The sequence below is a fragment of the Clostridium sp. MSTE9 genome, assembly GCF_000277625.1.
In the GTDB taxonomy this organism is placed as follows: Bacteria; Bacillota; Clostridia; order Oscillospirales; family Acutalibacteraceae; genus Faecalispora; species Faecalispora jeddahensis.
On record NZ_AKFU01000052.1, the window covers coordinates 40,076 to 62,078 of the forward strand.

Annotated in this window: 18 protein-coding genes; 15 read left to right on the forward strand and 3 right to left on the reverse strand. The window is 51.9% G+C overall.

The window, feature by feature from the left end:
* Positions 1 to 26 precede the first annotated feature (26 nt).
* Complete coding sequence (locus tag HMPREF1141_RS15375) at positions 27 to 917, reverse strand: LysR family transcriptional regulator (protein WP_009066239.1); 891 nt, start codon at positions 915 to 917, stop codon at positions 27 to 29.
* A 123-nt stretch (positions 918 to 1,040) separates the two neighbouring features.
* On the opposite strand from HMPREF1141_RS15375, the gene HMPREF1141_RS15380 reads away from it, so the two are divergent.
* The 13 genes from HMPREF1141_RS15380 to HMPREF1141_RS15440 all read left to right on the forward strand — a co-directional run bounded on the left by HMPREF1141_RS15380 (position 1,041) and on the right by HMPREF1141_RS15440 (position 18,060).
* A complete protein-coding gene (locus HMPREF1141_RS15380; RefSeq protein ID WP_009066246.1) occupies positions 1,041 to 2,393 on the forward strand; it encodes an MATE family efflux transporter in 1,353 nt (450 codons plus the stop codon).
* Between the two features lie 398 nt (positions 2,394 to 2,791).
* On the forward strand, positions 2,792 to 3,277 hold the full coding sequence (locus HMPREF1141_RS15385; protein WP_009066111.1) for a methylglyoxal synthase: 486 nt from the start codon (positions 2,792 to 2,794) through the stop codon (positions 3,275 to 3,277).
* A 19-nt stretch (positions 3,278 to 3,296) separates the two neighbouring features.
* A complete protein-coding gene (locus HMPREF1141_RS15390) occupies positions 3,297 to 3,530 on the forward strand; it encodes a PTS sugar transporter (protein WP_009066160.1) in 234 nt (77 codons plus the stop codon).
* 304 nt (positions 3,531 to 3,834) lie between these two features.
* Positions 3,835 to 5,298 carry a UDP-N-acetylmuramoyl-L-alanyl-D-glutamate--2,6-diaminopimelate ligase gene (locus tag HMPREF1141_RS15395; protein ID WP_009066250.1) on the forward strand — a complete coding sequence of 488 codons (1,464 nt, stop codon included), beginning with the start codon at positions 3,835 to 3,837 and terminating at the stop codon, positions 5,296 to 5,298.
* Complete coding sequence (gene murF / locus HMPREF1141_RS15400) at positions 5,295 to 6,710, forward strand: UDP-N-acetylmuramoyl-tripeptide--D-alanyl-D-alanine ligase (protein WP_242824621.1); 1,416 nt, start codon at positions 5,295 to 5,297, stop codon at positions 6,708 to 6,710. Before HMPREF1141_RS15395 ends, murF begins: the two co-directional genes overlap by 4 nt.
* A gap of 1,205 nt (positions 6,711 to 7,915) precedes the next feature.
* Positions 7,916 to 9,544, forward strand: a complete 1,629-nt coding sequence (locus tag HMPREF1141_RS15405) for an ATP-binding protein (RefSeq protein ID WP_009066206.1) — start codon at positions 7,916 to 7,918, stop codon at positions 9,542 to 9,544.
* The gene (locus HMPREF1141_RS15410) at positions 9,522 to 10,211 is read left to right on the forward strand and encodes a response regulator (protein ID WP_009066219.1); all 690 of its coding nucleotides are present in this window, start codon (positions 9,522 to 9,524) and stop codon (positions 10,209 to 10,211) included. Before HMPREF1141_RS15405 ends, HMPREF1141_RS15410 begins: the two co-directional genes overlap by 23 nt.
* 271 nt (positions 10,212 to 10,482) lie before the next feature.
* Complete coding sequence (locus HMPREF1141_RS15415; protein WP_009066183.1) at positions 10,483 to 11,685, forward strand: sodium/glutamate symporter; 1,203 nt, start codon at positions 10,483 to 10,485, stop codon at positions 11,683 to 11,685.
* A 579-nt stretch (positions 11,686 to 12,264) separates the two neighbouring features.
* Entirely contained in the window at positions 12,265 to 13,260 is a 996-nt protein-coding gene (locus HMPREF1141_RS15420) for a TAXI family TRAP transporter solute-binding subunit (RefSeq protein WP_009066139.1), read from the forward strand.
* Between the two features lie 647 nt (positions 13,261 to 13,907).
* Positions 13,908 to 15,101: a glycine betaine/L-proline ABC transporter ATP-binding protein gene (locus tag HMPREF1141_RS15425; RefSeq protein ID WP_009066188.1), complete on the forward strand. Its 1,194-nt coding sequence runs from the start codon at positions 13,908 to 13,910 to the stop codon at positions 15,099 to 15,101.
* Positions 15,094 to 15,924 (forward strand): proline/glycine betaine ABC transporter permease, encoded by an 831-nt coding sequence (locus tag HMPREF1141_RS15430; RefSeq protein WP_009066253.1) that lies wholly within the window; start codon positions 15,094 to 15,096, stop codon positions 15,922 to 15,924. Before HMPREF1141_RS15425 ends, HMPREF1141_RS15430 begins: the two co-directional genes overlap by 8 nt.
* Before the next feature lie 108 nt (positions 15,925 to 16,032).
* Complete coding sequence (locus HMPREF1141_RS15435) at positions 16,033 to 16,908, forward strand: glycine betaine ABC transporter substrate-binding protein (protein ID WP_009066120.1); 876 nt, start codon at positions 16,033 to 16,035, stop codon at positions 16,906 to 16,908.
* Between the two features lie 276 nt (positions 16,909 to 17,184).
* A complete protein-coding gene (locus tag HMPREF1141_RS15440; protein WP_009066130.1) occupies positions 17,185 to 18,060 on the forward strand; it encodes a glycine betaine ABC transporter substrate-binding protein in 876 nt (291 codons plus the stop codon).
* Positions 18,061 to 18,127: 67 nt separating this feature from the next.
* Here the strand turns inward: HMPREF1141_RS15440 and HMPREF1141_RS15445 are convergent, their stop codons facing one another.
* Together HMPREF1141_RS15445 and HMPREF1141_RS15450 are read right to left on the reverse strand one after the other, a co-directional pair.
* Positions 18,128 to 19,963, reverse strand: a complete 1,836-nt coding sequence (locus HMPREF1141_RS15445; protein WP_081488030.1) for an N-6 DNA methylase — start codon at positions 19,961 to 19,963, stop codon at positions 18,128 to 18,130.
* A 134-nt stretch (positions 19,964 to 20,097) separates the two neighbouring features.
* Complete coding sequence (locus tag HMPREF1141_RS15450) at positions 20,098 to 20,577, reverse strand: acyl-CoA thioesterase (protein ID WP_035317284.1); 480 nt, start codon at positions 20,575 to 20,577, stop codon at positions 20,098 to 20,100.
* Positions 20,578 to 20,795: 218 nt separating this feature from the next.
* Between HMPREF1141_RS15450 and ispD the strand changes: the two genes are divergently transcribed.
* The gene (gene ispD / locus HMPREF1141_RS15455; protein WP_009066208.1) at positions 20,796 to 21,506 is read left to right on the forward strand and encodes a 2-C-methyl-D-erythritol 4-phosphate cytidylyltransferase; all 711 of its coding nucleotides are present in this window, start codon (positions 20,796 to 20,798) and stop codon (positions 21,504 to 21,506) included.
* The gene (gene ispF, locus HMPREF1141_RS15460) at positions 21,503 to 21,970 is read left to right on the forward strand and encodes a 2-C-methyl-D-erythritol 2,4-cyclodiphosphate synthase (RefSeq protein ID WP_009066210.1); all 468 of its coding nucleotides are present in this window, start codon (positions 21,503 to 21,505) and stop codon (positions 21,968 to 21,970) included. Before ispD ends, ispF begins: the two co-directional genes overlap by 4 nt.
* Positions 21,971 to 22,003: the final 33 nt, after the last annotated feature.

Sequence of the window (22,003 nt, forward strand, 5' to 3'; positions counted from 1 at the left end):
CACTTTTTTATGTAGGATGAAACCAGTTACAAAAATGATTCAAGAACGTCGTTTTTTTGCAGGATGAAATCCAGGTCGCTCAGCAGCTTCTGCACATATTCATTTTTCTGGTTTTTCGGGATCACATAATAGATGATCCGGTCCGACGGACCGTCGAGCAATCGATGCAGGGAGATTTGCTGATTCTGCATCAGCCTGCCGGCTACCGTTGCGGGCACAACCGCCCAGGTGTTTTTCTCGTTTAATAAATCCTCCAGCAAAGACATCTGGTCCAGAATGACTTTGGAAGCCGCGTTTGAACCGAACCAGTAATCGTGCCATAAATCATACTCCGGGTTCCATGGCAGGCGGATTTCCTGTCTCGCGTTCAGGGCGGACGGATGAACTTCCTTTTCCAACCCGGGCACTCCGTTTGACACGAGCAGCATCTTTTCGCGAAAAGCGGGAATGGTCTCTACCGTTCTGGAAAACTGCGTGTCAGAAATAAAGGCCATATCGGTCTGCCGGTTTTCTATATACTCGTAGGCTTCTCTGGAGTGATGATTATGGAATACCAGGCGGCAGTCGGGGTTGTTCTTCATAAAGCGCAGAAAAACAGGGGGCAGGATATACGCGCACACACTGCCTACCGAAGAGATATGGAATACCTTGCTGCTGTCAAACTGCGCCAGCTCTCTGGCCTCAGACCACACAGCCAGCATTTTTTCGGCAACCGAAACAAACGCCCTGCCGCGCGGGGTCAGTTCAACGGAACGCATTCCCTTGCTCCGCCCCATCAAACGGTAGCCCAGCTCGGCCTCTAATGCGTGAATGCGTCTGCTGAGCGCCGGCTGTGTGATGTAGAGCTGTTGAGAAGCGGCGGTAATGCTTCCCGTTTTGACTACCATCAGAAAAGCCTGCATTTCTAACTCTGTCATCTGATCACCTGCTCGTAAGATATAACTGTTACGTTATATTTTATCATTAAAATAAGCATTTTTCAAATGTATTCTCTTGTGATACCCTTACTGTGAAAGATTTGAGATCACGGAGGAGTCACGATGACACACAGTATGGACTTAACCAGGGGCGATATGAAAAAAGAGCTGATTGCCATAACGATCCCGCTGATTATCGGCAACATACTGCAGCAGCTTTACAACACCATCGATGCAATTGTAATCGGCCGGTATGTCGGCGACGTCGCCTTTGCCGCGATCGGGGTGGCCGGCACGGTGATGAACCTGTTTATCTTTGTGCTCAGCGGCTTCTGTGCGGGAATTTCGGTCGTTTTGGGTCAGCTGTTCGGGAAAGAGGATATGGAAACCTTTCGCACCGAATTTTATCTTTCAACGGTTTTTGGCGTGGGGTTTACCGCGCTGATCAGCATATGCGGCATTGCGTTTGCAAAGCCCCTGCTGCACCTGATCCAGACCCCTGCCGATGTGGCCGAGTACTGCTATCAATATCTGGTCATCATTTTTGCGGGCCTGTTCGCAAGCTATTTATATAACCTGTGCTCGGCTGTTCTGAGGGCGGTCGGGAATACCAGGGCGGCTCTTGTCATCCTCGCGGTTTCCATTGTGATCAATCTGGCTTTGGCGCTGCTGTTTGTGGGCAGTATGCACACCGGTGTGGTCGGGGCGGCTTTGGCTACGGTGATTTCCCAGCTGATCTCCGTTCTTCTCAGTTTTCTGTATATCCGCATCCAGATTCCCGATTTGATGTTCCGGCGGGCCGACATGAAGTACGACCAATCGCTCATGAAAAAGACGGTCAATTTCGGTTCTGCGTCTGCGTTTCATCAGTCCAGCCTTTATATCGGCAAGCTGCTGGTGCAGGGCGCGGTCAACTCGATGGGCATCGACATGATTTCCGCCTATACGGCGACCACCAGAATCGAAGGCTTCATCAATTCCTTTGGGGACAGCGGCGCGGCGTCCACTTCCATCTTGATCGCCCAAAACAAAGGCGCGGAAAATGAAAAGAGGGTGAAGGAGGGGCTGCGCACCTCACTCGTGATGATGACCGTGCTCGGCATCGTTCTGTCGATTTTGATGGCCGCGACAGCGGGCACCACCGTTTTCTGGATGCTTGGCAGCACGGAGGGTAAGGCGTTTGAGTACGCGGTGCAGTACATGCAGGTCGTTTCCATTTTCTATATTCTGAACTACATCGGGAGTGCGTTCGTCGGCTATTACCGCGGCGTGGGGATGATTTATGTTCCTGTAATCGGCACAACGCTCCACATTACCATCCGCGTGATCCTTTCTTATATGTTCGTGCAGACGTCGGGGCTGTCGGCGGTAGCCTATGCCACCGGCATCGGATGGATCGTCGTCACCATTTATCAGGCTGTGGTTTATGTGACGAGGGTCAAAAAAATCCGTTTCAAAACAAAGGCGCAAGAGTAAAAACTCTGTTTTTCAGCAAGGGCACAGGGCGGGTTAGGCCCCGGTGCCCTTGCTGCTTTATGGGGCATTTGTGATTGTGCGGCCCCTTGGCTGCCACAGAACGTTGTTCCGGGTACACAGACGGAACGGAATCGCGCTGAAAAACGAAAAACGTTGCGTAGTTTGCCCGGATGTTTTTTCCCTTTGGGCACCATTTTCAGGCGAAATTTACCTGGCCCTCGGACCGGAGAAACAGAGCGCTTTTTTAAAGTGGGACAACTTGAATTTTTCTCAATCTTTGGTATAATGAGATTTAAGTTTCGCCATGCTTTAACAGGCACACACACACACTGAAAATATGTTTTCTTTTCACAGTCCGGTCAAAAGCATCCACCGAAACAGAAAGACAGGTGAAGAGTGTGAATGAAGAATTTATAACTTTTACCATCGGCAAGCAGAAAACCATCGCGCTGATCGCCCACGACGGCAAAAAGCGAGAGATGATCGACTGGTGTGCCGAAAATCAGGAAATCCTGAAGGGCCATTTTTTATGCGGAACCGGAACCACAGCAAAGCTGGTTGCAGAAAAAACAGGTCTGCCGGTAAAAGGGTATAACAGCGGCCCGCTGGGCGGCGATCAGCAGATCGGCGCCAAAATTGTAGAAGGCAGCGTCGATTTTGTTGTCTTTTTTTCCGATCCGCTGGAAGCGCAGCCCCATGATCCCGATGTAAAGGCCCTGCTGCGAATCGCTCAGGTCTACGACATTCCGATTGCAAACAATCGCGCCACCGCAGACTTTCTGATTCATTCCGATTATATGAGCCGGGAGTATCAGCACAAGGTCATCAATTTCAAGCAGTCGGTGATCGATCGGGTCAATGACGAAAATTTGTTTCAAAAATAAGCACGCAGGGGGAACAAGTATGCTCACAACAAAAATCCTGATTAACACGGTAGAAAAGGTAAAGCAATTTTCATCCATCGTTTCCAGACAGAACGTGGAATGTGAAATTGTAGAGGGGATTTATATTATCGACGCAAAGTCCATCATGGGCATTTTCAGTATCGATCTGTCTGAACCCGTAGAGCTTCGGATTCACTCCGACGACGCGGCGATTCTGGATTCCCTGAAGGAGTTTATTGTTCAGGAGGCCTGACACAAACCGCTTAGGTACGGCTGAAACCAGCCGTGCCTTTTTTTATACGCTTTTGCAAAAAGCAGGGGATTTTTCTAAGGGAAGCGCCGGGCTTTTTTGTTGACAGCGTGAGAAGAATCGCCTATGATGGATACATGTTCCGAATTTTGGAAAACAATAAAAAATATGGTGAAAAATTTGGTTGACTGCGTAATATTGATATAACTGAATCAATACTAATATAGCAGGGCCAATGCGCTGTTTTGGATGAAGTGCGCCTGGGAAAACCGGCGCTTTTTCAATGGCAGAATCAGGGGGTTGTATCATGCGTTTAATCGATTTGCTGCAGGGAATGCAGTATTCCGCTGTCGGTGACCTTCAGGTACCGGTAGAGGATTTGATTTATGATTCCAGAAAAGTCAAGGCGGGCTGTGCGTTTGTGTGCCTGCGGGGCTCTCATGCGGACGGCCATCAGTATGCGGAGCAGGCCGCAAAAAGCGGCGCAAGCGCAATTATTGCAGATCACCCGCTGGAGCTTCCGGCACAGGTGCCGGTCGTCGTTGTGCCGGATACTCGCCTGGCGCTGGCAGTGATGTCTGCGGCACTCTTCGGGCATCCCGCAAAGCGGATGAAAACTGTCGGCGTGACCGGCACAAAAGGGAAGACGACCACCACCTATATGATCCGCGCGATTCTGGAGCAGGCGGGCATTAAAACCGGGCTGATCGGCACCATCGGTGCGGTGGTCGGCGACCGGGTGATCCCGACGGAGAACACAACGCCGGAATCCTACGAGGTTCAGTCCTTCCTCAAACAAATGGCGGATGAAGGCTGTCAGTGCGTCGTGATGGAGGCCTCCTCCATCGGCCTGAAGGCGTACCGCACTGCGGGCTTTATGTTTGACATCGGCCTGTTCACAAACTTTTCTCCCGATCATATCGGCGGCGACGAGCATGCCTCTTTAGAGGAATATCTGGAGTGCAAGAGCATGCTGTTTCGCCAATGCCGGCTGGGAATTGTGAATATTGATGATCAAAACTGGGAGGGCGTTGTAAAGGATCACACCTGCGAGCTGGAAACCTACGGCTTTTCTCCCGAGGCGCAGCTCCGGGCGGAAAACGAGGGCCTTGTGTCCCGTCCCGGCTATTTGGGCGCGCGCTTTGATCTGAGCGGCTTTTTGAATTTCCCCGTAGCGGTGGATATTCCCGGAAAGTTCAGCGCCTACAACGCTCTGGCCGCCATAGCGGTGTGCCGCCACTTTGACGTGACGCAGGAGCAGATTCAGCAGGGGCTGAGCACCGTTAAGGTCAAGGGCCGCGTAGAGCCGGTGCCGGTGCCCGGCGAATACACGCTCCTGATCGATTACGCGCATAACGCGGTCAGCATGGAAAACATTCTCGAAACCCTGCGGGAATATCATCCGCAGCGGCTCGTTTGCCTGTTCGGCGCGGGAGGGAATCGCGCGAAATCCCGGCGCTACGAGATGGGCGAGGTCTGCGGTCGTCTGGCCGATCTTTCCGTCATCACTGCCGACAATTCCCGGTTTGAGGATGTCATGGACATCATTGCGGATATTAAGATCGGCATGGCCAAAACCGACGGAGAATATGTGGTGATCCCCGACCGGCGCGAGGCGATTCGTTATTGCCTCCAGAACGCCCAGCGGGGGGACGTGATCGTGCTGGCCGGAAAGGGACACGAAGATTATCAGGAAATCCGCGGCGTCAAGTATCCGTTTGATGAACGGGTCGTGGTGGCGGAGCTGCTGAAAGAAATAGAGAAAGCGTGAGTGGAACCATGAAAATGCTGGCCAGAGAGATCGCTCAGGCATGCGGCGGCAGGATAATCGGAGGAGACCCGGAGCGGGAAGTGACTTTTGTAACGACAGACAGCCGAAAGGTTGGGCCGGGTGCGCTGTTTGTGCCGATTGTAGGCGAGCGGGTGGACGCGCATCGCTTTCTTCCCGGGGCGGCCGAGGCCGGGGCGGCGGCTGTTCTGACCCAGCAGCCGGAGGAACAGCGTCCCGAGGGCGCCTGCGCGTGGATTGCCGTAGAGGATACCAGAGCGGCACTGCAGCAGATCGCAGGGGCGTACCGTTTCCGCTTTCCAATTCCGGTGGTCGGCGTGACCGGCAGCGTAGGGAAAACCACGACCAAAGAGATGCTTGCGCTGGCGCTTTCGGCGGAGCGCAACGTGATGAAAACCGAGGGCAATTTCAACAGCCAGCTCGGCGTGCCGCTCACAGTGTTCCGTCTGCTGCCGGAACATGAGGCTGCAGTGATCGAGATGGGAATGAGCGAGTTCGGCGAAATGGCCCGCCTGGCTCAGGTGGCAAGGCCGACCTGCGCCGTCATGACCAATATCGGGATTTCTCATATTGAAAACCTGAAAACGCAGGAAAATATCCGTGCGGAAAAGCTGCACATTACGGATGCCTTTACGGAGGATTCCGTTCTGTTCCTCAACGGGGACGACCCGCTGCTCGCGCAGCTGCGGGGGACATTACCTTTTCACATCGTCTTTTTCGGCACGCAGCCGTGGTGCGATGTGCACGCGGAGAAGATCGTTTCTTTCGGCGGCACAACAGACTTTACCGCTGTGTCGCAGGAATTCCGCATTTCGGTGACTCTGCCGGTTCCGGGGGAACATAATGTGCTCAATGCGCTGGCTTCTCTGGCGGTGGCGCAGTATTTGGGCGTTTCACCGCAGAAGGCGGCGGAGCGGCTGCAGACCTATTCGCCTCCGGCTATGCGTCAGCAGATTCATCAGGTGGGCGGCATTACGGTCATTGACGATTCCTATAATGCAAGCCCCGATTCCATGCGCAGCAGCGTCAATATTCTGATGGACCTGAAAGGCACAGGCCGGGCCATCGGCGTGTTTGCAGATATGCTCGAGCTCGGCGATTATTCCCGTCAGGCGCATTTTGACGCGGGCGTTTACGCTGCGTCCCGCGGAATTGACGCATTGTTCGTCATCGGCGAGCAGGCGCAGGAGATTCGCTGGGGCGCCCTTTCGGCGGAGTGTCATCTGCCCGTGTTCTCTTATCTGTCCAATGAGCAGGCTCTGAAAAAGCTGCTGGAGTATCTGCAGCCCGGGGATGTTGTGATTGTCAAGGGCTCCCGCGGCATGAAAACCGACGAGATCGTCCGGGGGCTGCTCGCGAATGAGGGAAAAGCGGTACCGGCCGCGACGGTGTGACGATAGAAAATCATAGATAATCTTGATGGGAGTGAAGAACTCCCGGGGCTGATGATAAAGAAAAGAAGAAGCGCTGCCGCATGGCAAACGCTTCTTCTTTTCTCTTGGTATGAGTTGCCTCATATGGAAATTCTGCTGGCACAGGGATTACCCTTATGCCGGGATGAAATTTTTCTTTTTTATCTTGATAGGAAAGAGTGATTTTTAGCGAGTGCCCCCGCGCGGGATTTTCGCTTGCGCGGGCCTTGCCCCTCGTGCCGGGGCGGGCCCTTCCCTTCTTGACGCGCAAAGAAAGGAAGCAAAGATTCGCCAAAGGGGAGAGTTTCGATTCTCTCCCCCTTGGAACCCCCTCTCAACGACCAAAGGCGCTGCCTTTGGAAACCGGGAGAGGCTCCCGCTCTGGTTCTTACTCACGCACAGGCACGGCCTGCGCGTGAAGCGAGTGAATAAGGGATTTGGCGTGCGCAAAAAGGTACGAGAAGTTGCTGCACTGTGAAACACCTCTGCTAACCGATAGATCAAAACTCTCGTCAGGCCGCTCTCTGCGAGCCAACGAGAGCACTCCGAAAATGCCCGCCGACAGTCGGAACAGCAAGACTGATTTCCCGCTGTAGTTCGGAGGGTGGGCATTTTCATTGGAGTGCCTTTTCAGTAGCTTTCGTCGGTGTGTTTAGGAACCGTTCCCCAAACAGATTCCAAAGGTGTCCTTTGGCGAGCCTTTGCTTACTTTCGCCTCGTAGCGAAAGTAAGTGCCCGCCCCGGCACGAGGGGCAAGCCTGCGTAAGCAGAATTTCTACGTAAGATAACTCACAGAAAAAACTATTTTGCCATCGAAAAGAAAAAAATTCCACCCTGACCGAGGGGTAAACTGACGAAAAAAGAATTCCCCCCTTGGCAAAGCCGCACGAAGAAAAGCCCAAAATGGAACCGAACGAAACAAATACTCTTTTCCGGCATAAGGGACAAGCTCGTGTCAGCAGAACTTCCTGTGTGGGAAGCGCGTAAAAAATAATCTATTCTTCCGTGGAAAAAATATGGTATAATAGCCGCAAATGGCTATTATACCATCGATTGATCAATATACCGCAACGGCGCTTTGCGCCTGTGGTGTATGGTGCGTCATGAAAAGGTGCGGGGTTTTGATTTGTGGATTGAGGGCGCTTTTTTCTGCTCGAATAAAAAGCTGCCGGTAATTGGGAGGAGCTATGTATCACAAGAAGAAAAAAAGCGAGCTGGAACGCATGCTGTACCGGGGATTCATGCTGATTTCCACTCTGGTGATTCTGCTTTCACTGGGCGGGACGCTGTATTTTGATATTGTCCGCCAGCAAAAAGAAATGGATACCATGATCAGCGGTATCGCGGCTTATATATCGGAGGGAACAGATGTGGTGACCATGCTGGAAAGCGGTTATCCCTCGCCTTATGTCAAGCAGTCTCTGGACGCGCTGTATGCGACGATCCCTAATATCAGCGTTGCCGAGGTCTGCAATAAAGACGGAGTCCGGTTTTACCATACCGACCGGCAAAGTACGGGCGAATCTTATGTAGATGGGGAAGAGATTCCCATTCTTCAGGGCAGCAAGCCGTATATCACCATCGGGTATGGCACAAAGGGCGCTCAGCGGCGGGCGTTTCATGCCGTTCACAACGCCAAGGGAGAAATCATCGGCTTCGTGATGGTTTCGGTGTTTGTCGGGGTCATTTCCGCCCGTGTGCAGAGCATTGCGCTGGTGCATCTGATGATCCTGGGCGTGATGCTGATCATCGGCTTTTTCCTGAGCCATGCCATTCTTCGGATCATGAGAAAGACCCTGATGGGTTTCCAGCCGGAAGAACTGCTGCGCCGTTACCTGCGGCAGGATGTTGTCCTCAGCGCGGTGGCGGAGGGGCTGGTCGCCAGCGATACGGCGGGGACGGTGCTGTTTGTCAATTCGGCTGCCCGCGGTTTGATCGGGGAGGATAAGGTGCTCGAGGGGCGGCCTGTCTCGGAGCTTCTGCCGGATACCCGGCAGGAAACCGTGCTGCGCACCGGCCAGCCGGAGGAACGCCGCTCCTGGATCGTTGGGGGGCATTCGGTACTGGTCAACGAGGTGCCCATCCGCAAGGACAACGATTCCCCCGCGGAGGGGGTTCTCACGGTTCTGTACGACCGCACCGAAATGCTGCATATGTCGGACGAGCTGTTCGGCGCCCGCAGCATGATCGACGCGCTGCGCTCCTACAACCACGAGTTTTCAAACCGCCTCCATGTGATTTTGGGGTATCTTGAAACCGGGCAGATCGAGCAGGCGATCGGTTATATTGTGAACAGCAACCTGATTACCGGTCAGGTGATCTGCCAAACGGCGGATCAAATCCGTGTGTCGGAGCTTTGCGCGCTTGTTGTGGGCAAAATGATGCACGCGGCCGAGCAGGGAATCCAGCTCAAATTGATGGGCGACAGCTGCTGCATTGAGCAGGACCTTCTGATCCCCGTGGACGACATGACGACGATCGTCGGGAATCTGCTGGAAAACGCCATCGAAGACCTGAACCTCCACGAATCCGAGCTTCGGGAGATCAAGTTTGGCCTGTACTGCCGGCCGGACTGCAATATTCTGGTCTGCGAGGATACCGGCCGGGGCATTTCCCACGAGGTGATGGAGCACATGTTTGAAAAGGGCTTTTCCACCAAGGGAAAATACCGCGGAACCGGTCTGTATTTGGTGCGCCGCATCGTCCGGCAGTACGGCGGCCGGATCGACATAGAGACAGAAGGGGGCGAAGGCACCGTCTTTACCATTACTTTCACCAGAGAGGAGCAGAAGGATGTATCAGGTAATCATTATTGAGGATGATTCCATGGTGGCGGATATCAACTGCAGATATATTGAAAATACTCCCGGCTTTGCGGTGCAGGCGGTTTTTCAGAATGGCGCGCAGGCGCTGGAATATTTGAAAGGGCACGATGTGCCTTTGATTATTCTGGACTACTATACTCCCGTCATGAACGGAATGGAGTTCGTGGACCGACTGCACGGAATGGGAAAGGCTCCCGATATTATCATGGTTACCTCGGCCAGCGATGCCCAGATTGTCTGCCAGATGGTTTCGCGCGGTATTCTGGATTATCTGGTCAAGCCGTTTGAATACCATCGCTTCCGCGAGGCTTTGGATAAATTCCGTCAGTCCCATGAGCGCTGGCATACCCATGACGGCGCCCTGCGGCAGGAGGAAATCGATGAAATGCTTTGCTCCAGTGCGGGCAAAACGGCGCCGTCCCAAATTCTGGCCAAGGGCCTGAACGACAGCACCATGAATATGATCCGCCGTTTTTTGATGGAAAACAGCTCGTCCATGTTCACCAGTGAAGAGATCGCCGAGAGAGTGCACCTTTCGCGGATCACGGTGCGCCGCTATATGAGCTTCATGGTAGAAACGAACGAAATCACCAGCACAATCGATTATCAAACGGGGGGCAGACCGGCAATCAAGTATTCTTTTAGTAAAATGAAATAAAAATTAAAATGTATTTGTTGCGATATGTTCAAGTAGCACAATTACTTTAGCTACAAAAGAATTACGATAGTTACTTAAAATTGAAATAATTCTTTTCTCTCCTTATACTCAAATTATATTCGAGGTGGCCGGGGAAGCTTCCGAGAAAACAAAGAAAGGTGGGTGAGCTTTTTAGCAGAGACCTCGGTTTTTTTGGAAACCACACACACCATGACAGAACGGGACGGCGGTCCCGTTCCAGTTTAAGTACCTACATAAGGGAGAGGATTTTGTGGTAGAAATTTCTTTTGACGTAATGCAAAGCTGTGCGATCGCAGCTTTGGTCGTTCTGGTTGGTCGCTGGCTAGTCAAACAAAGCAAGTTTTTGCGTACCTACTGTATTCCAGGCGTTGTCGTATGTGGCTTGATTGTCAGTATCGTTCTTTCACTGCTGAAAAACGGCGGTATTCTTACCATCAATTTTGATGTTAAGGTGCTCAAAGAATTCTTTATGGACATCTTCTTTACCGCCATTGGCTTGACCGCGTCGGCCAAGCTGATCAAAAATGCCGGCGGAAAGCTCTTGATCGGTATTACGATCACAACAATCGGTTCCATTCTGATTCAAGACGTGGTAGGCGTTCTTTTGACAAAGCCCTTTGGCCTGCATCCGCTGCTCGGCCTGGGTCTCGGTTCCCTGTCTCTGATGGGCGGCGTAGGCACCTCTGGTGCGATCGCTCCTCTGTATGAAGAGCTCGGCGCGGCCAATGCAGTTGTTATCAGCGTTATGGGTGCCACCTTCGGCATGATCTTTGCCAGCCTGGTGGGCGGCCCTGTTGCACGCTGGCTGATTAAGCGCCACAATCTGAAGGCCAATGCCAATGAAGTGGACGCCAGCAAGCAGGCCGATAATGAGGTTACCCCTCTGAACACCAAGAGCCTGATGGGCAGCGTATGCCTGGTTGTTATTTCCGCAGGTATCGGCTCTTATATCGCGATTGCGGCCGGCAAAGTCCCCGCTATTGAATTCCCCTATTTCGTAGGCTGTATGCTGGGTGCTGTTATCATCCGCAACATTCTGGATGCCGCGAAGTTTGAGGTTAACGAGGTTGAGGTTGATACCGTTGGATCAATTACTCTGGATCTGTTCATCGCGATGACCATGATGACCATCGATGTTACAAAGCTGGCCGATGTGGCTGGTCCCTTCGTCATCATTCTGGCCTGCCAGATCGTTGTTATGATTCTGTGGGTTGCTTTGGTCACCTACAACGTATGCGGCAGAGATTACAACGCGGCTGTTATGACAGCGGCTCATGTGGGTATCGGCCTTGGTTCCGGCCCCAACGCCATGACAAATATGCGCGCGGTTATTTCGGAATATGGCCCTGCCAACGTTGCGTGGGTCGTCTTCACTCCCTTCGCACTCATTGTCCTGGATATTGTCAATCCGATTCTCTGCAGTGTGATTGCACCCTGGGTTGCTACTTTGTGAGTAACCGCTTCCTAAATTTTGATTACGGGTTCATTACCGTTTGAGTAGGCTTTTACTAGATCCTACATCAAACAATAGTTATTTGGTTTGTAGAAGGCAGGTTCTTTTGGAACCTGCCTTTTGCATTTTTTAAAAATACAATAAAATACAAAAACGGCGGTTCGGCAGAATGTTTGATTTTTTCCGTCTGAAATTTACTTGGAAATCCATGGCCTGCCATGGTATAATATACAAAAGTATATATTATATATAATTTTATAAATATATCATAACGGTGTTTTTCCATCTCCGGTATGAAACTCACTCAGCTGAAGAAAGGTTTGGGTCAACTAAATCATCAACTCGTTAATTCCGAAAATATGGGCGCGGCTTTCGTGTTTGATGATTTATGATATAATAACCTCACACTACAAGCAAAAGCAGAGCTTTTGGCGGCTGAGAGCATGGAATCATCAGTTTGGTGGTTGCGGTACTTGCGCAATCCTGTTTTGGAAAGCGGCCTCAAACTTATGATAATAAATTGGAAACAAGCTTGCGGCGTTTGTTCCAGTTATTTTATAACAGGGGAGGGCGATGTCAATGAGTACAGGCAGTTGTTTTAAAAAATTGGCTGCAGTATTGTGTCTTCTTGGTTTAACGGCTTCGGGGTGCCAGCCGGCGGACAGTGGCTCATCGGCCGCCGTTACGCAGAAGGAACAGCCCATTCAGGTGCTGACCATCGGTACTGCAGACAGCGGCGGTACTATGTACCCGGTAGGCCGTGCCATTGCACAGGTCATCAATGAGAACATACCCCAAATGAAAATCAACATTGGCGCATCAAACGGTTCTCTTTCCAATGTGGAAGGCCTGCGGGGCGGGCAGATCGATCTTGCTCTGGTCAGTGCGGATGTGGCATACTGCGCTTACCGGGGCGAGGATGAATTTTCGGGGAAGCCAATGAAAAATCTGCGCGCGATCGGTGCGGTGTATTTCAGCTGCTCCAACTGGATTACGAAAGATTCCCTGAATGCTGTCTATGTACATGATCTGTTGGGGAAGCGGGTTGCTGTGGGGCCGGAGAATTCCACCACGGATCTTTCCGCTAGAATTGCCCTGCAGGTTGTCGGAATCAATTCGAACAATACAAAGCTGGAAAATTACGGCCTTGGCTCCGGCAGCAAAGCGTTGGGCGAAGGAAAGCTCGATGCCGTACATGGAATGGCCGGCGTCCCCATCAAGGCGATGCAGGATTTGGCGAAGAGTGTTCCCTGCCACCTGCTGCGCTACACCGATGAAGAACTGAATGAGATACTGGATGACAACGACCAGTATCGCAAAGCGGTGATTCCCGCCGGCACCTATTACGGTCAAAAAGAAGACGTGCCCACCTTCGGCGTGAAATGTGTGCTCTGCGTCAATGAAGATATGGACGAGGAGCTGGTCTATACGATCACAAAAATTTTGCGCGAGTCTGTAGAGGATTTGGATGAGCTCCATTACTCCATGGAGAGTATGAAGGATCTCGATTTTGTTACAAAGGACCTTCCGGTTCCGCTTCATCCCGGCGCAGAACGTTTTTACAACGAGAATTAGATGTCTCTGCTTTGATGGGCAGAAGCAACCAAGGCTTTGTTTGTCTTGAGGTTCAAGGTCCTTTCAGTCGTTGGCAGATTGTTGCCGTTTACGGCGACGGTGTAAGGTATCTAATAAGAAGCCGGTTAGAACTGAAAAAGGGTCCGAACGCATTTTGCGTTCGGACTCTTTTTTGCCGTCTTGCTTTCTTTCAAAGCTTACAGTCAAAAATCAAAACAATATCTGGATGGTGCATTTCTGACCGATCAGGCAGTTTCTGCCGCATTCCCGCGGAACGAAAAAGCCCCATTTTCCTGTCCTAAACTCAAAAATGAATTATCTAAATTGCAGTTATGCAAAAAATAAAAAGGAAAGAATACAGGAACTTTTTTAATTTCCGCAAAAATAATAAAATTAAATTACAATATTTGGAAATTAAGCATAAAAATGTAAATGTTCGTGTTCTTTTCCCCTCATTTTTTTAGCCGAAATTGGATAAATTAAATAAAACTGAAATCCGATGACAGAATTTTAATTTGACAAGAATTTCATATTTGAATATAATTGTACTAACAACTTAGTATTGCGTTAAGAGTTGTTACTATACAGGCGTTTTTAGATAAACATAATAAAGGCTTGATTCAATACGAATTGGGGGATGAGCGGAAATGACAAAGGTTGAGATCAAAAACTTGTATAAGATATTCGGTGCCACCCCGAAAAAGATGATTCCGTTTTTGCAGGAGGGTGAAACAAAAGAGTCCGTTTTAAAGAAGTACAAGCACAGTGTTGGTGTGAACGATGCTTCCTTTGCGGTGGAAGAGGGCGAAATCTTTGTGGTCATGGGTCTTTCCGGCAGCGGAAAATCAACGCTGATCCGTTGTTTGAACCGATTGATCGAACCCACCTCCGGTCAGGTGATGATCGATGGGGAAAATATCGTAGAGTTTGATGCAGAGAAGCTGCGGGCGGTTCGCAGAAAAAAGATCGCGATGGTTTTTCAGAATTTTGCGCTTTTGCCGCACCGCACCGTAGCGGAAAACGTGGCCTTCGGCCTTGAGATTCAGAAAGAGGACGAAGCGGTCCGCCGGAAAAAGGCGGTGGATATGCTCGAGATCGTCGGACTGAAAGGATACGAAAACTCCTATCCTTCTCAGCTTTCCGGCGGTATGCAGCAGCGTGTGGGACTGGCGCGGGCACTGGCTACCTCGCCGGATGTTCTGCTGATGGATGAGGCGTTCAGCGCGCTGGACCCGCTGATCCGTAAGGGAATGCAGAACGAATTGATCAGTCTGCAGCGCAGACTGAAAAAGACGATCATTTTTATCACGCATGATCTCGATGAAGCCCTGAAGCTGGGCGACCGCATCGCCATCATGAAAGACGGCGTGATCGTACAGATCGGTACTCCGGAAGAAATTCTGAGCAATCCGGCGAACGAATATGTCCGCAAGTTTGTGCAGGGGGTCAATCGTTCCAAGGTTCTGACCGCGTCGTCGATCATGAGAGATACGGATACGGTAATAACGGTAACCGGCGGTGCCCGTTTGGCACTGCGCCAAATGCGCGAAGCGGCAATTTCGAGCGTTTATGTTACCGATAAGCAGGGCCGGCTGCTCGGCCTGGTCACGATCGACGATGTCACCCAGCTGATCCGGGAGGGGAAAGATGACCTTTCCGGAATTTTGGAAAAAGAAATCTGCACCGTCGGGCCGGACGTTCTTGTGGAAGAGATTCTGCCCCTGTTTTTAAAGACAAAATATCCGGTGGCCGTAGTTGACAGCGAAAACACGCTGCTGGGGCTGATTTTCAAGGTTTCGGCTCTGGCCGGAATCGTAGGGGAGGGAAATGGGAATGATTAGATTGCCGATCGGAGATTATGTGGAGAGAGGTATCGATTGGCTCACAGTCAATCTGGCTCCGTTTTTTACTGGAATCAAGGAAGGGCTTTCGGGCATTATCAACGGCTTTGATTTTATCTTCAATGGGATTCCGTTTTTTATTACAATCGCGATTCTCGCAGTGATCGCCTGGCGGCTGGCCGGGCGCGGGACGGCAATTTTTACAGTGATAGGGCTTTTGCTCATCGTTTCGATGAATCTGTGGAAGCAGACGATGGAAACCTTAGCGCTGGTCGTTACCGCAACTCTGATCGCGCTGCTGCTGGGACTGCCGCTTGGCATTTGGATGTCCCGCAGCGATAAAGCAAACGGCACGATTCGCCCGATTCTGGATTTCATGCAGACCATGCCCGCGTTTGTGTACTTAATCCCCGCCGTGTATTTCTTTGATTTGGGCGAGGTACCCGGCGCGGTGGCAACCGTTATTTTCGCAATGCCTCCGGTGGTTCGTCTGACCAGCCTCGGCATTCGCCAGGTGCCGGTCGATGTGGTGGAGGCCTCCAAGGCGTTCGGCGCCACCTCCGGCCAGCTGCTGTGGAAGGTGCAAATCCCCATGGCGATGCCGACCATTCTGGCCGGATTGAACCAGACGATCCTGCTTTCGCTGTCCATGGTCGTTATTTCGGCTATGATCGGAGCCGGCGGGCTGGGCAACGTGGTGCTTCAGGGCATCACACAGATGAAGATGGGCCAGGGCTTTGAGGGCGGCCTCGCGGTTGTGATTCTGGCCATGGTGATCGACCGCATCACCCAGAGCCTGGGCAAAGCAAGAAAGAAAGGCTGATCTGCAGCGCAATAAATGCAGAAGACTTCTCCCCTGAAAACCCGCGGAGAATCAAAAGCTTTTTCATAGTGACATGAGAATAAATACGAAAGATCAAAGGAGGAAGTTATGAAAAAAGCAGTAGCAATTGGAATGAGTGTGGTCATGCTTCTGGGCGCGATGGCGGGCTGCAGTCCGTCGGGCAGCAGCTCGGGCGCGTCTGAAAAGAAAACGGTAAAACTTGGTTATGTCAACTGGTCCGAGGGAATCGCGATGACCAATCTGGCCGCCGCGGTTCTGGAGGATGAAATGGGCTACAAGGTAGAGCTGACGATGGCGGATGTCGCGCCGGTCTTTACTTCCGTGGCCAGCGGAAATACAGATGCCTTTATGGATGTTTGGCTCCCGGTAACGCATGAGGATTATATGAAGGAATACGGCGATAAGCTGGATGATCTGGGCGTCAGCTATGAAAACGCGCTGATCGGCCTTGCAGTGCCGAGCTATGTGTCGATCAACAGCATCGAAGAGCTGAACGCCAATAAAGATCAGTTTGGCGGCGAGATCATCGGCATCGATTCCGGTGCGGGAATCATGAAGGCGACGGACAAGGCGATTGCCGACTACGGTCTGGATTATAAGGTTCTGCCCGGCAGCGGCCCCACCATGACGGCGGCGCTGAAAAAAGCGATCGATGCGAAGAAACCGATCGTGGTGACGGGGTGGAAGCCTCACTGGATGTTCGCCCGCTGGGACCTGAAGGTTCTGGAGGACCCGAAGGGTGTTTATGGAGCCGCGGAAAATATTCACATTGTTGCCCGCAAAGACCTTTCCAAGGATATGCCGGAGGTTGTGGATTTCCTGAAAAACTTTAAAATGAGCGAGCAGGAGCTCGGCGACCTGATGGGCGCAATCGAGGACAAGGGCGGCGAGCCGCTGGATGTCGCGAGAGAATGGGCCAAAGAACATCAGGACCTGATCAAGGGCTGGATTCCTGCAAAATAATTGCCGATAAGCAAATAGGAACTGTTGCACAGCGGAGGCTTGCAGCAGTTTCTATTTTATACGCAGAAGATTTTGATATCGGCTTGCAAGAAAGCTTGAGATATATTTTCGGGCAGACCCTCTGCCCAGGAGAGGAAAAAGCGGATCCGCCGCATGATCGAAGCAGGGTATGTCCGGTTATAACGGCAGTTGATTTCATGCTCTTGGAGGGAAAGAAATCCACAGCCTCTTTCATTGGGGCGTGATGATTCAGAGAAAAATCGAAGGAGGAAGGTTATGAAAAAGGCAGCAGCAATTGGAATGAGCGTGGTCATGCTTCTGGGTGCGATGGCGGGCTGCAGTCCGTCGGGCAGCAGCCCGGGCGAGTCTGAGAACAAGACGGTAAAATTAGGGTATGTCAACTGGTCCGAGGGAATCGCGATGACCAATCTGGCCGCCGCGGTTCTGGAGGATGAAATGGGCTATAAGGTAGAGCTGACGATGGCGGATATCGCGCCCGTCTTTACTTCAGTGGCCAGCGGAAATACGGATGCCTTTATGGATGTTTGGCTTCCGATAACGCATGAGGATTATATGAAGGAATACGGCGATAGAATGGACGATTTGGGTGTATGCTACGAAAACGCCATGATCGGTCTTACGGTGCCAAGCTATGTTCCGGTCAACAGTATTGAAGAGCTGAACGCCAATAAAGAGCTGTTCGGCGGTGAGATTATTGGCATCGATTCCGGTTCAGCAACTATGAAGGCTACATATAAGTTGATTGACGACTACGCCTTGGATTATAAGCTTCTGCCCGGCAGCGGCCCCACCATGACGGCGGCGCTGAAAAAGGCGATCGATGCGAACAAGCCGATCGTAGTAGTCGGGTGGAAGCCTCACTGGAAGTTTGCCCGCTGGGATTTGAAGGTTCTGGAGGATCCCAAAAAAATTTATGGCACTTCGGAGAATATACACATTGTCTCAAGGAAAGGCCTTTCCGAGGATATGCCGGAAGTGGTGGATTTCCTGAAAAACTTTAAAATGAACGAGCAGGAGATCGGCGACCTGATGGGTGCGATTGAAGAGAAAGGCGGCGATCCGCTGGATGTCGCAAGAGAATGGGCCAAGGAGCATCAGAATTTGATCAAGGGCTGGATTCCCGCAAAATAATCCTGCCATAAACAAAAAGGAACCGGCTGCCCGTGTGATGCGGGCGGCCGGCTTTTGCGGTGCGAATTCATTCCGGCAGCAGCCGGTATTTCTGGAATAAAAAAGCGTTGATTGTTTCATCAGAGGATTCCGACAGAAGAAACCGAATTTCAGATTCACTGAACTCCGGAATCGAAAAGTTGCGCAGATATTTTTTCTGGTAGCATTTGTAGTCGCCCTTCAGGCAATAGCTGACACGCGAAATATAGTATTCCATCACATCAGAGTTGAGAATTTTCGCCAGCACCTCCAAGGGGTATCGGCCACCCTGCGTGATGGCGTAACCGTTGCAGAACAGGATTTCTCCATCCGGCTCCGGTAAAAATTTTGGCCGGCGGCTGAACATGGGGAATAGCAGCTTTGGGCCGCGGCAGTTCAGCCCCTGGCTTCTGCCGTATGCGTACCATGCCACCGGATTCGGCTTTCCCTTGTCCCGTGCGGCGAGCACGGGGCGGCAGTCGATCAGATATTGATAGCATAGTGGGAATTTGAACGCCAACTGTTCTTCCTCCAGAATCCGGTACGGCATTTTGTGGTCGGGTTCGCCGGTATATGGAAAAAGGATGTGCTTCCGTTCCCCCGGCATGGCCGCTTCATCTGAAATTTCGGATATTTTATCGATCGCCCGCACCGCGCCCGGTTCGATCCAATAGCGCAGATTGCCGCGCTCTTTGTAGAAAAGACCGGCCTGCGGATCAAAGCCGTCCAGAAAATAAACATTGTCACGCAGGGTGGCGACGCCGATTTTGATTTGATTGCCGATGGACTGACCGGCCTCTTCGATCCTTTTGATGTTCCGCCGCTCGGTTTCGGACAAAAACTTCCACCCGGCAGGGTTCAGGTGTTCCGCGTCTGTGTGACAAGGGACGGTACAGCGCAGCGCTGCTGGAAGATCGTCGCTTTTCTCCAGCATGGAATAAGCGATGGTGTGGTTTTCACGCCGGTTCAAAAACAGCAGGGAGCTGTAAGTCCGAACCGGCTCGAACACCAGATTTTCGCCGAAATCGATCACCATAGAGACAGCACGGCGCTCATTGAGCAGCCGCCGCAGCTCCTCCGCAGACGAAATGGACAGATAGTTGTTGGGGACAATAAAGCCGAGGGCTCCCCGTTCCGAAAGAAAGCGGAGGCTCTGTTCAATGAAAGCGTAAAACAGGTTAAAGGTACCCCGGCGCGTCGTAGGAAAGTCCTTTTTCAGCCGTTCGGTGTCTTTTTTGGAAATGGCGTGTGTGTTCAGATAAGGCGGATTGCCTGCAATATAATCAAAATCCGGGCAGCCGAACAAATCCGTCCAGCTGCAGGCCAGGGAATCCGCGGTCGCGATGTGAAAGGACAGTCCGTCTGCGGTACCGTCGGTCAGCAGAGTCAGCAGGGTTAAAAGAACCTTGGTGCGCCGGGTCTGATCCCCGCTGATGTCGATTCCGTACAGGTGTTCCGAAATGATTTCCCGCATCGGCTTCCCACTGATGCGGTGCAGGTACTCTGCTGCAGGGAGCAGAAATGAGCCGCTGCCGCACGCCGGGTCGATCACCCGGGCGTTTGGGGGGCAGGGGGACGCAATCGTATGTTCCAGTATGTAATCGGCAATGTAATCGGGGGTGAAAACAACGCCGTTTTTTCCTCTTTCCTGCAGGTCGACCATTTCCTCCAATACGGATTTCAGGAAAGGGAGAGTCAGAGAAGTTTTGGCATGCAGAAGCCGACAGATTTCCGGTACGACCTTTTCCTGCAGTTCGCTCAGCATCGTGCCGGCGGCAGAGTGAGAAAGCCCGTTTTGCTCCAGAAACACCCGGATCAGACTGGCTTCCGTTTGCAGGTCGGAATACTTTTTGGGAATCAGGCGCAGCAGTTCTTTTGCGTTCATTTTTTTCACCCAGACCAGTATACCTGATTTTATGGAAAACGAAAAGGAAAGATTCTGAATAAAAATAATTTCCTTCCTCTGCCGGAAGCAAGGGAAGGAAATCAGCTGTATTCAGATTGATTTTTTCTGCGGAATCAATACTGCTCTACCCGGCGCTGACGGCGCAGCTCGTTGCGGCGTTCGCCGGCTTTCCAGTCGGCCTCTTCCTCGTCTGATTCGAGCATCAGCGGGGGAACCGGAGTGGGGTGGTCGCTTTCGTTCAGTGCTACCATCACAAAATAGGCAGTGTTTACCAGCTTGCGGTCGCCGTCCAGGTGTTCCACATAAGTATCGACCCGTATCTCCATCGAGGTTTTGCCAACATAAGTGACCTTGCCGAACAGAACAATCGTATTGCCTAAATAGACAGGCTCTTTAAATTGCAGATTATCTATGGAGGCAGTGGTGGTATTGTGATTTGAGTGTCTGCGGGCTACGACGCCTGCCACGATGTCGATCCATTCCATCAGCTGTCCACCGAACAGTCGTCCGGCACCATTAATATGACTGCTCAGTACAATCTGAATCTGTTCCACACGGGAATCGGCTACTCGTTTTGGTGTTAATTCCTTCACAAAACATCACTCCTTTTTTTGTCTGTTTTGACGATTCAATCTTACCTTATTTTGACGAAAATTGCAATCAAAATCTTTGTAAACAAACTTGGTTCAAAATATGAATTTACTCTAAATTCTAGATGAAGTAACAGCTTTGTAATTGCCATGCCACTCAATCCATACTATAATAAAATAAAAGGAGCCGCACGGCCCCTTTGTTTTGTGAGGAAAGACGGGTGAAGCGATTGAGAGAAAACAACCGCTGCTGCGCCATTGTGGTTGCGGCTGGCAGCTCCAGCCGAATGAAATGCTCGGGTTCTAAAATATGGATTTCGCTTTCAGGCGTTCCGGCGATTGTCCGAACGCTTTTTGCATTTGAACAGGCTCAAACCATAGACTGCGTGGTCGTTGTCTGCCGCGCGTGCGATACACAGGCGATGGAACGGCTGCGTATCGAATATTCACTGAGCAAGCTGTACCGGGTGGTGCCGGGGGCGCATACCCGGCAGGCCTCTGCGGCGTGCGGCGTGGCCGCCGTTCCGGAGGACTGCGCCTATCTGGCCATTCACGACGGCGCCCGGCCGCTGATCCGGCCAGAGCTGATCGACCGTGTGGTGCTGGACGCCCACAGATACGGCGCGGCTTCCCTGGCGATTCCGGCACGGGATACGATGAAAAGGGCAGATGCGCAGGGTTTTGTTGTGGAAACCCTGCCGCGCGAACAGCTCTGGAGCGTGCAGACGCCTCAAGTATTTCAGCGGGAGCTGTACGAATCGGCCCTGCAGGCGGCGCAGCGGGAATATACCGACGACTGCCAGCTGATCGAACAGACCGGCGGCCGGGTTCATCTGTGCGAGGGCTCGCCGGAAAACGCAAAGCTGACGACCCCCGAGGACATATTATTTGCCGAGGCAGTGCTTCGCGGCAGAGAGGATGGTTCAAAATGAGAATTGGGCATGGGTATGACGTGCATCGTCTGGTGCCGGATCGCCCCCTGATCATCGGCGGAGTACGGATTCCGTATGAGCGCGGCCTTCTCGGCCACTCCGACGCCGACGTGCTGTCTCACGCGGTGGCGGATTCTCTGCTTGGGGCTGCCGCTTTGGGCGATCTGGGTGCCTGGTTCCCCGATACCGATCCCGAATGGGCGGGTGCGGACAGCCTCAAGCTGCTGCGCCGCGTCTGCGAACTGGTGGGGGAGAAAGGATATCAGATTGAAAATATTGATGCCACGGTGGTGGCACAAGCCCCGAAACTCCGCCCCTATATCGCACAAATGAGAGAATGCCTGGCTTTGGCATGCGGTATCAAGACAGATGCCGTGAGCGTAAAAGCCACTACAGAAGAGCATCTCGGCTTCACAGGAGAGGGACAAGGAATTGCCGCACACGCAGTTTGTCTGCTAAAGTAGAAAAACAGGTTATCAACCCATCTTCCCATCGCA

Bases quoted from the DNA above. Each gene is read 5' to 3' on its own strand.
- HMPREF1141_RS15375 (WP_009066239.1), bottom strand. From the start codon at position 917: ATGACAGAGTTAGAAATGCAGGCTTTTCTGATGGTAGTCAAAACGGGA.
- HMPREF1141_RS15380 (WP_009066246.1), top strand. From the start codon at position 1,041: ATGACACACAGTATGGACTTAACCAGGGGCGATATGAAAAAAGAGCTG.
- HMPREF1141_RS15390 (WP_009066160.1), top strand. From the start codon at position 3,297: ATGCTCACAACAAAAATCCTGATTAACACGGTAGAAAAGGTAAAGCAA.
- HMPREF1141_RS15395 (WP_009066250.1), top strand. From the start codon at position 3,835: ATGCGTTTAATCGATTTGCTGCAGGGAATGCAGTATTCCGCTGTCGGT.
- HMPREF1141_RS15405 (WP_009066206.1), top strand. From the start codon at position 7,916: ATGTATCACAAGAAGAAAAAAAGCGAGCTGGAACGCATGCTGTACCGG.
- HMPREF1141_RS15410 (WP_009066219.1), top strand. From the start codon at position 9,522: ATGTATCAGGTAATCATTATTGAGGATGATTCCATGGTGGCGGATATC.
- HMPREF1141_RS15420 (WP_009066139.1), top strand. From the start codon at position 12,265: ATGAGTACAGGCAGTTGTTTTAAAAAATTGGCTGCAGTATTGTGTCTT.
- HMPREF1141_RS15425 (WP_009066188.1), top strand. From the start codon at position 13,908: ATGACAAAGGTTGAGATCAAAAACTTGTATAAGATATTCGGTGCCACC.
- HMPREF1141_RS15430 (WP_009066253.1), top strand. From the start codon at position 15,094: ATGATTAGATTGCCGATCGGAGATTATGTGGAGAGAGGTATCGATTGG.
- HMPREF1141_RS15435 (WP_009066120.1), top strand. From the start codon at position 16,033: ATGAAAAAAGCAGTAGCAATTGGAATGAGTGTGGTCATGCTTCTGGGC.
- HMPREF1141_RS15440 (WP_009066130.1), top strand. From the start codon at position 17,185: ATGAAAAAGGCAGCAGCAATTGGAATGAGCGTGGTCATGCTTCTGGGT.
- HMPREF1141_RS15445 (WP_081488030.1), bottom strand. From the start codon at position 19,963: ATGAACGCAAAAGAACTGCTGCGCCTGATTCCCAAAAAGTATTCCGAC.
- ispF (WP_009066210.1), top strand. From the start codon at position 21,503: ATGAGAATTGGGCATGGGTATGACGTGCATCGTCTGGTGCCGGATCGC.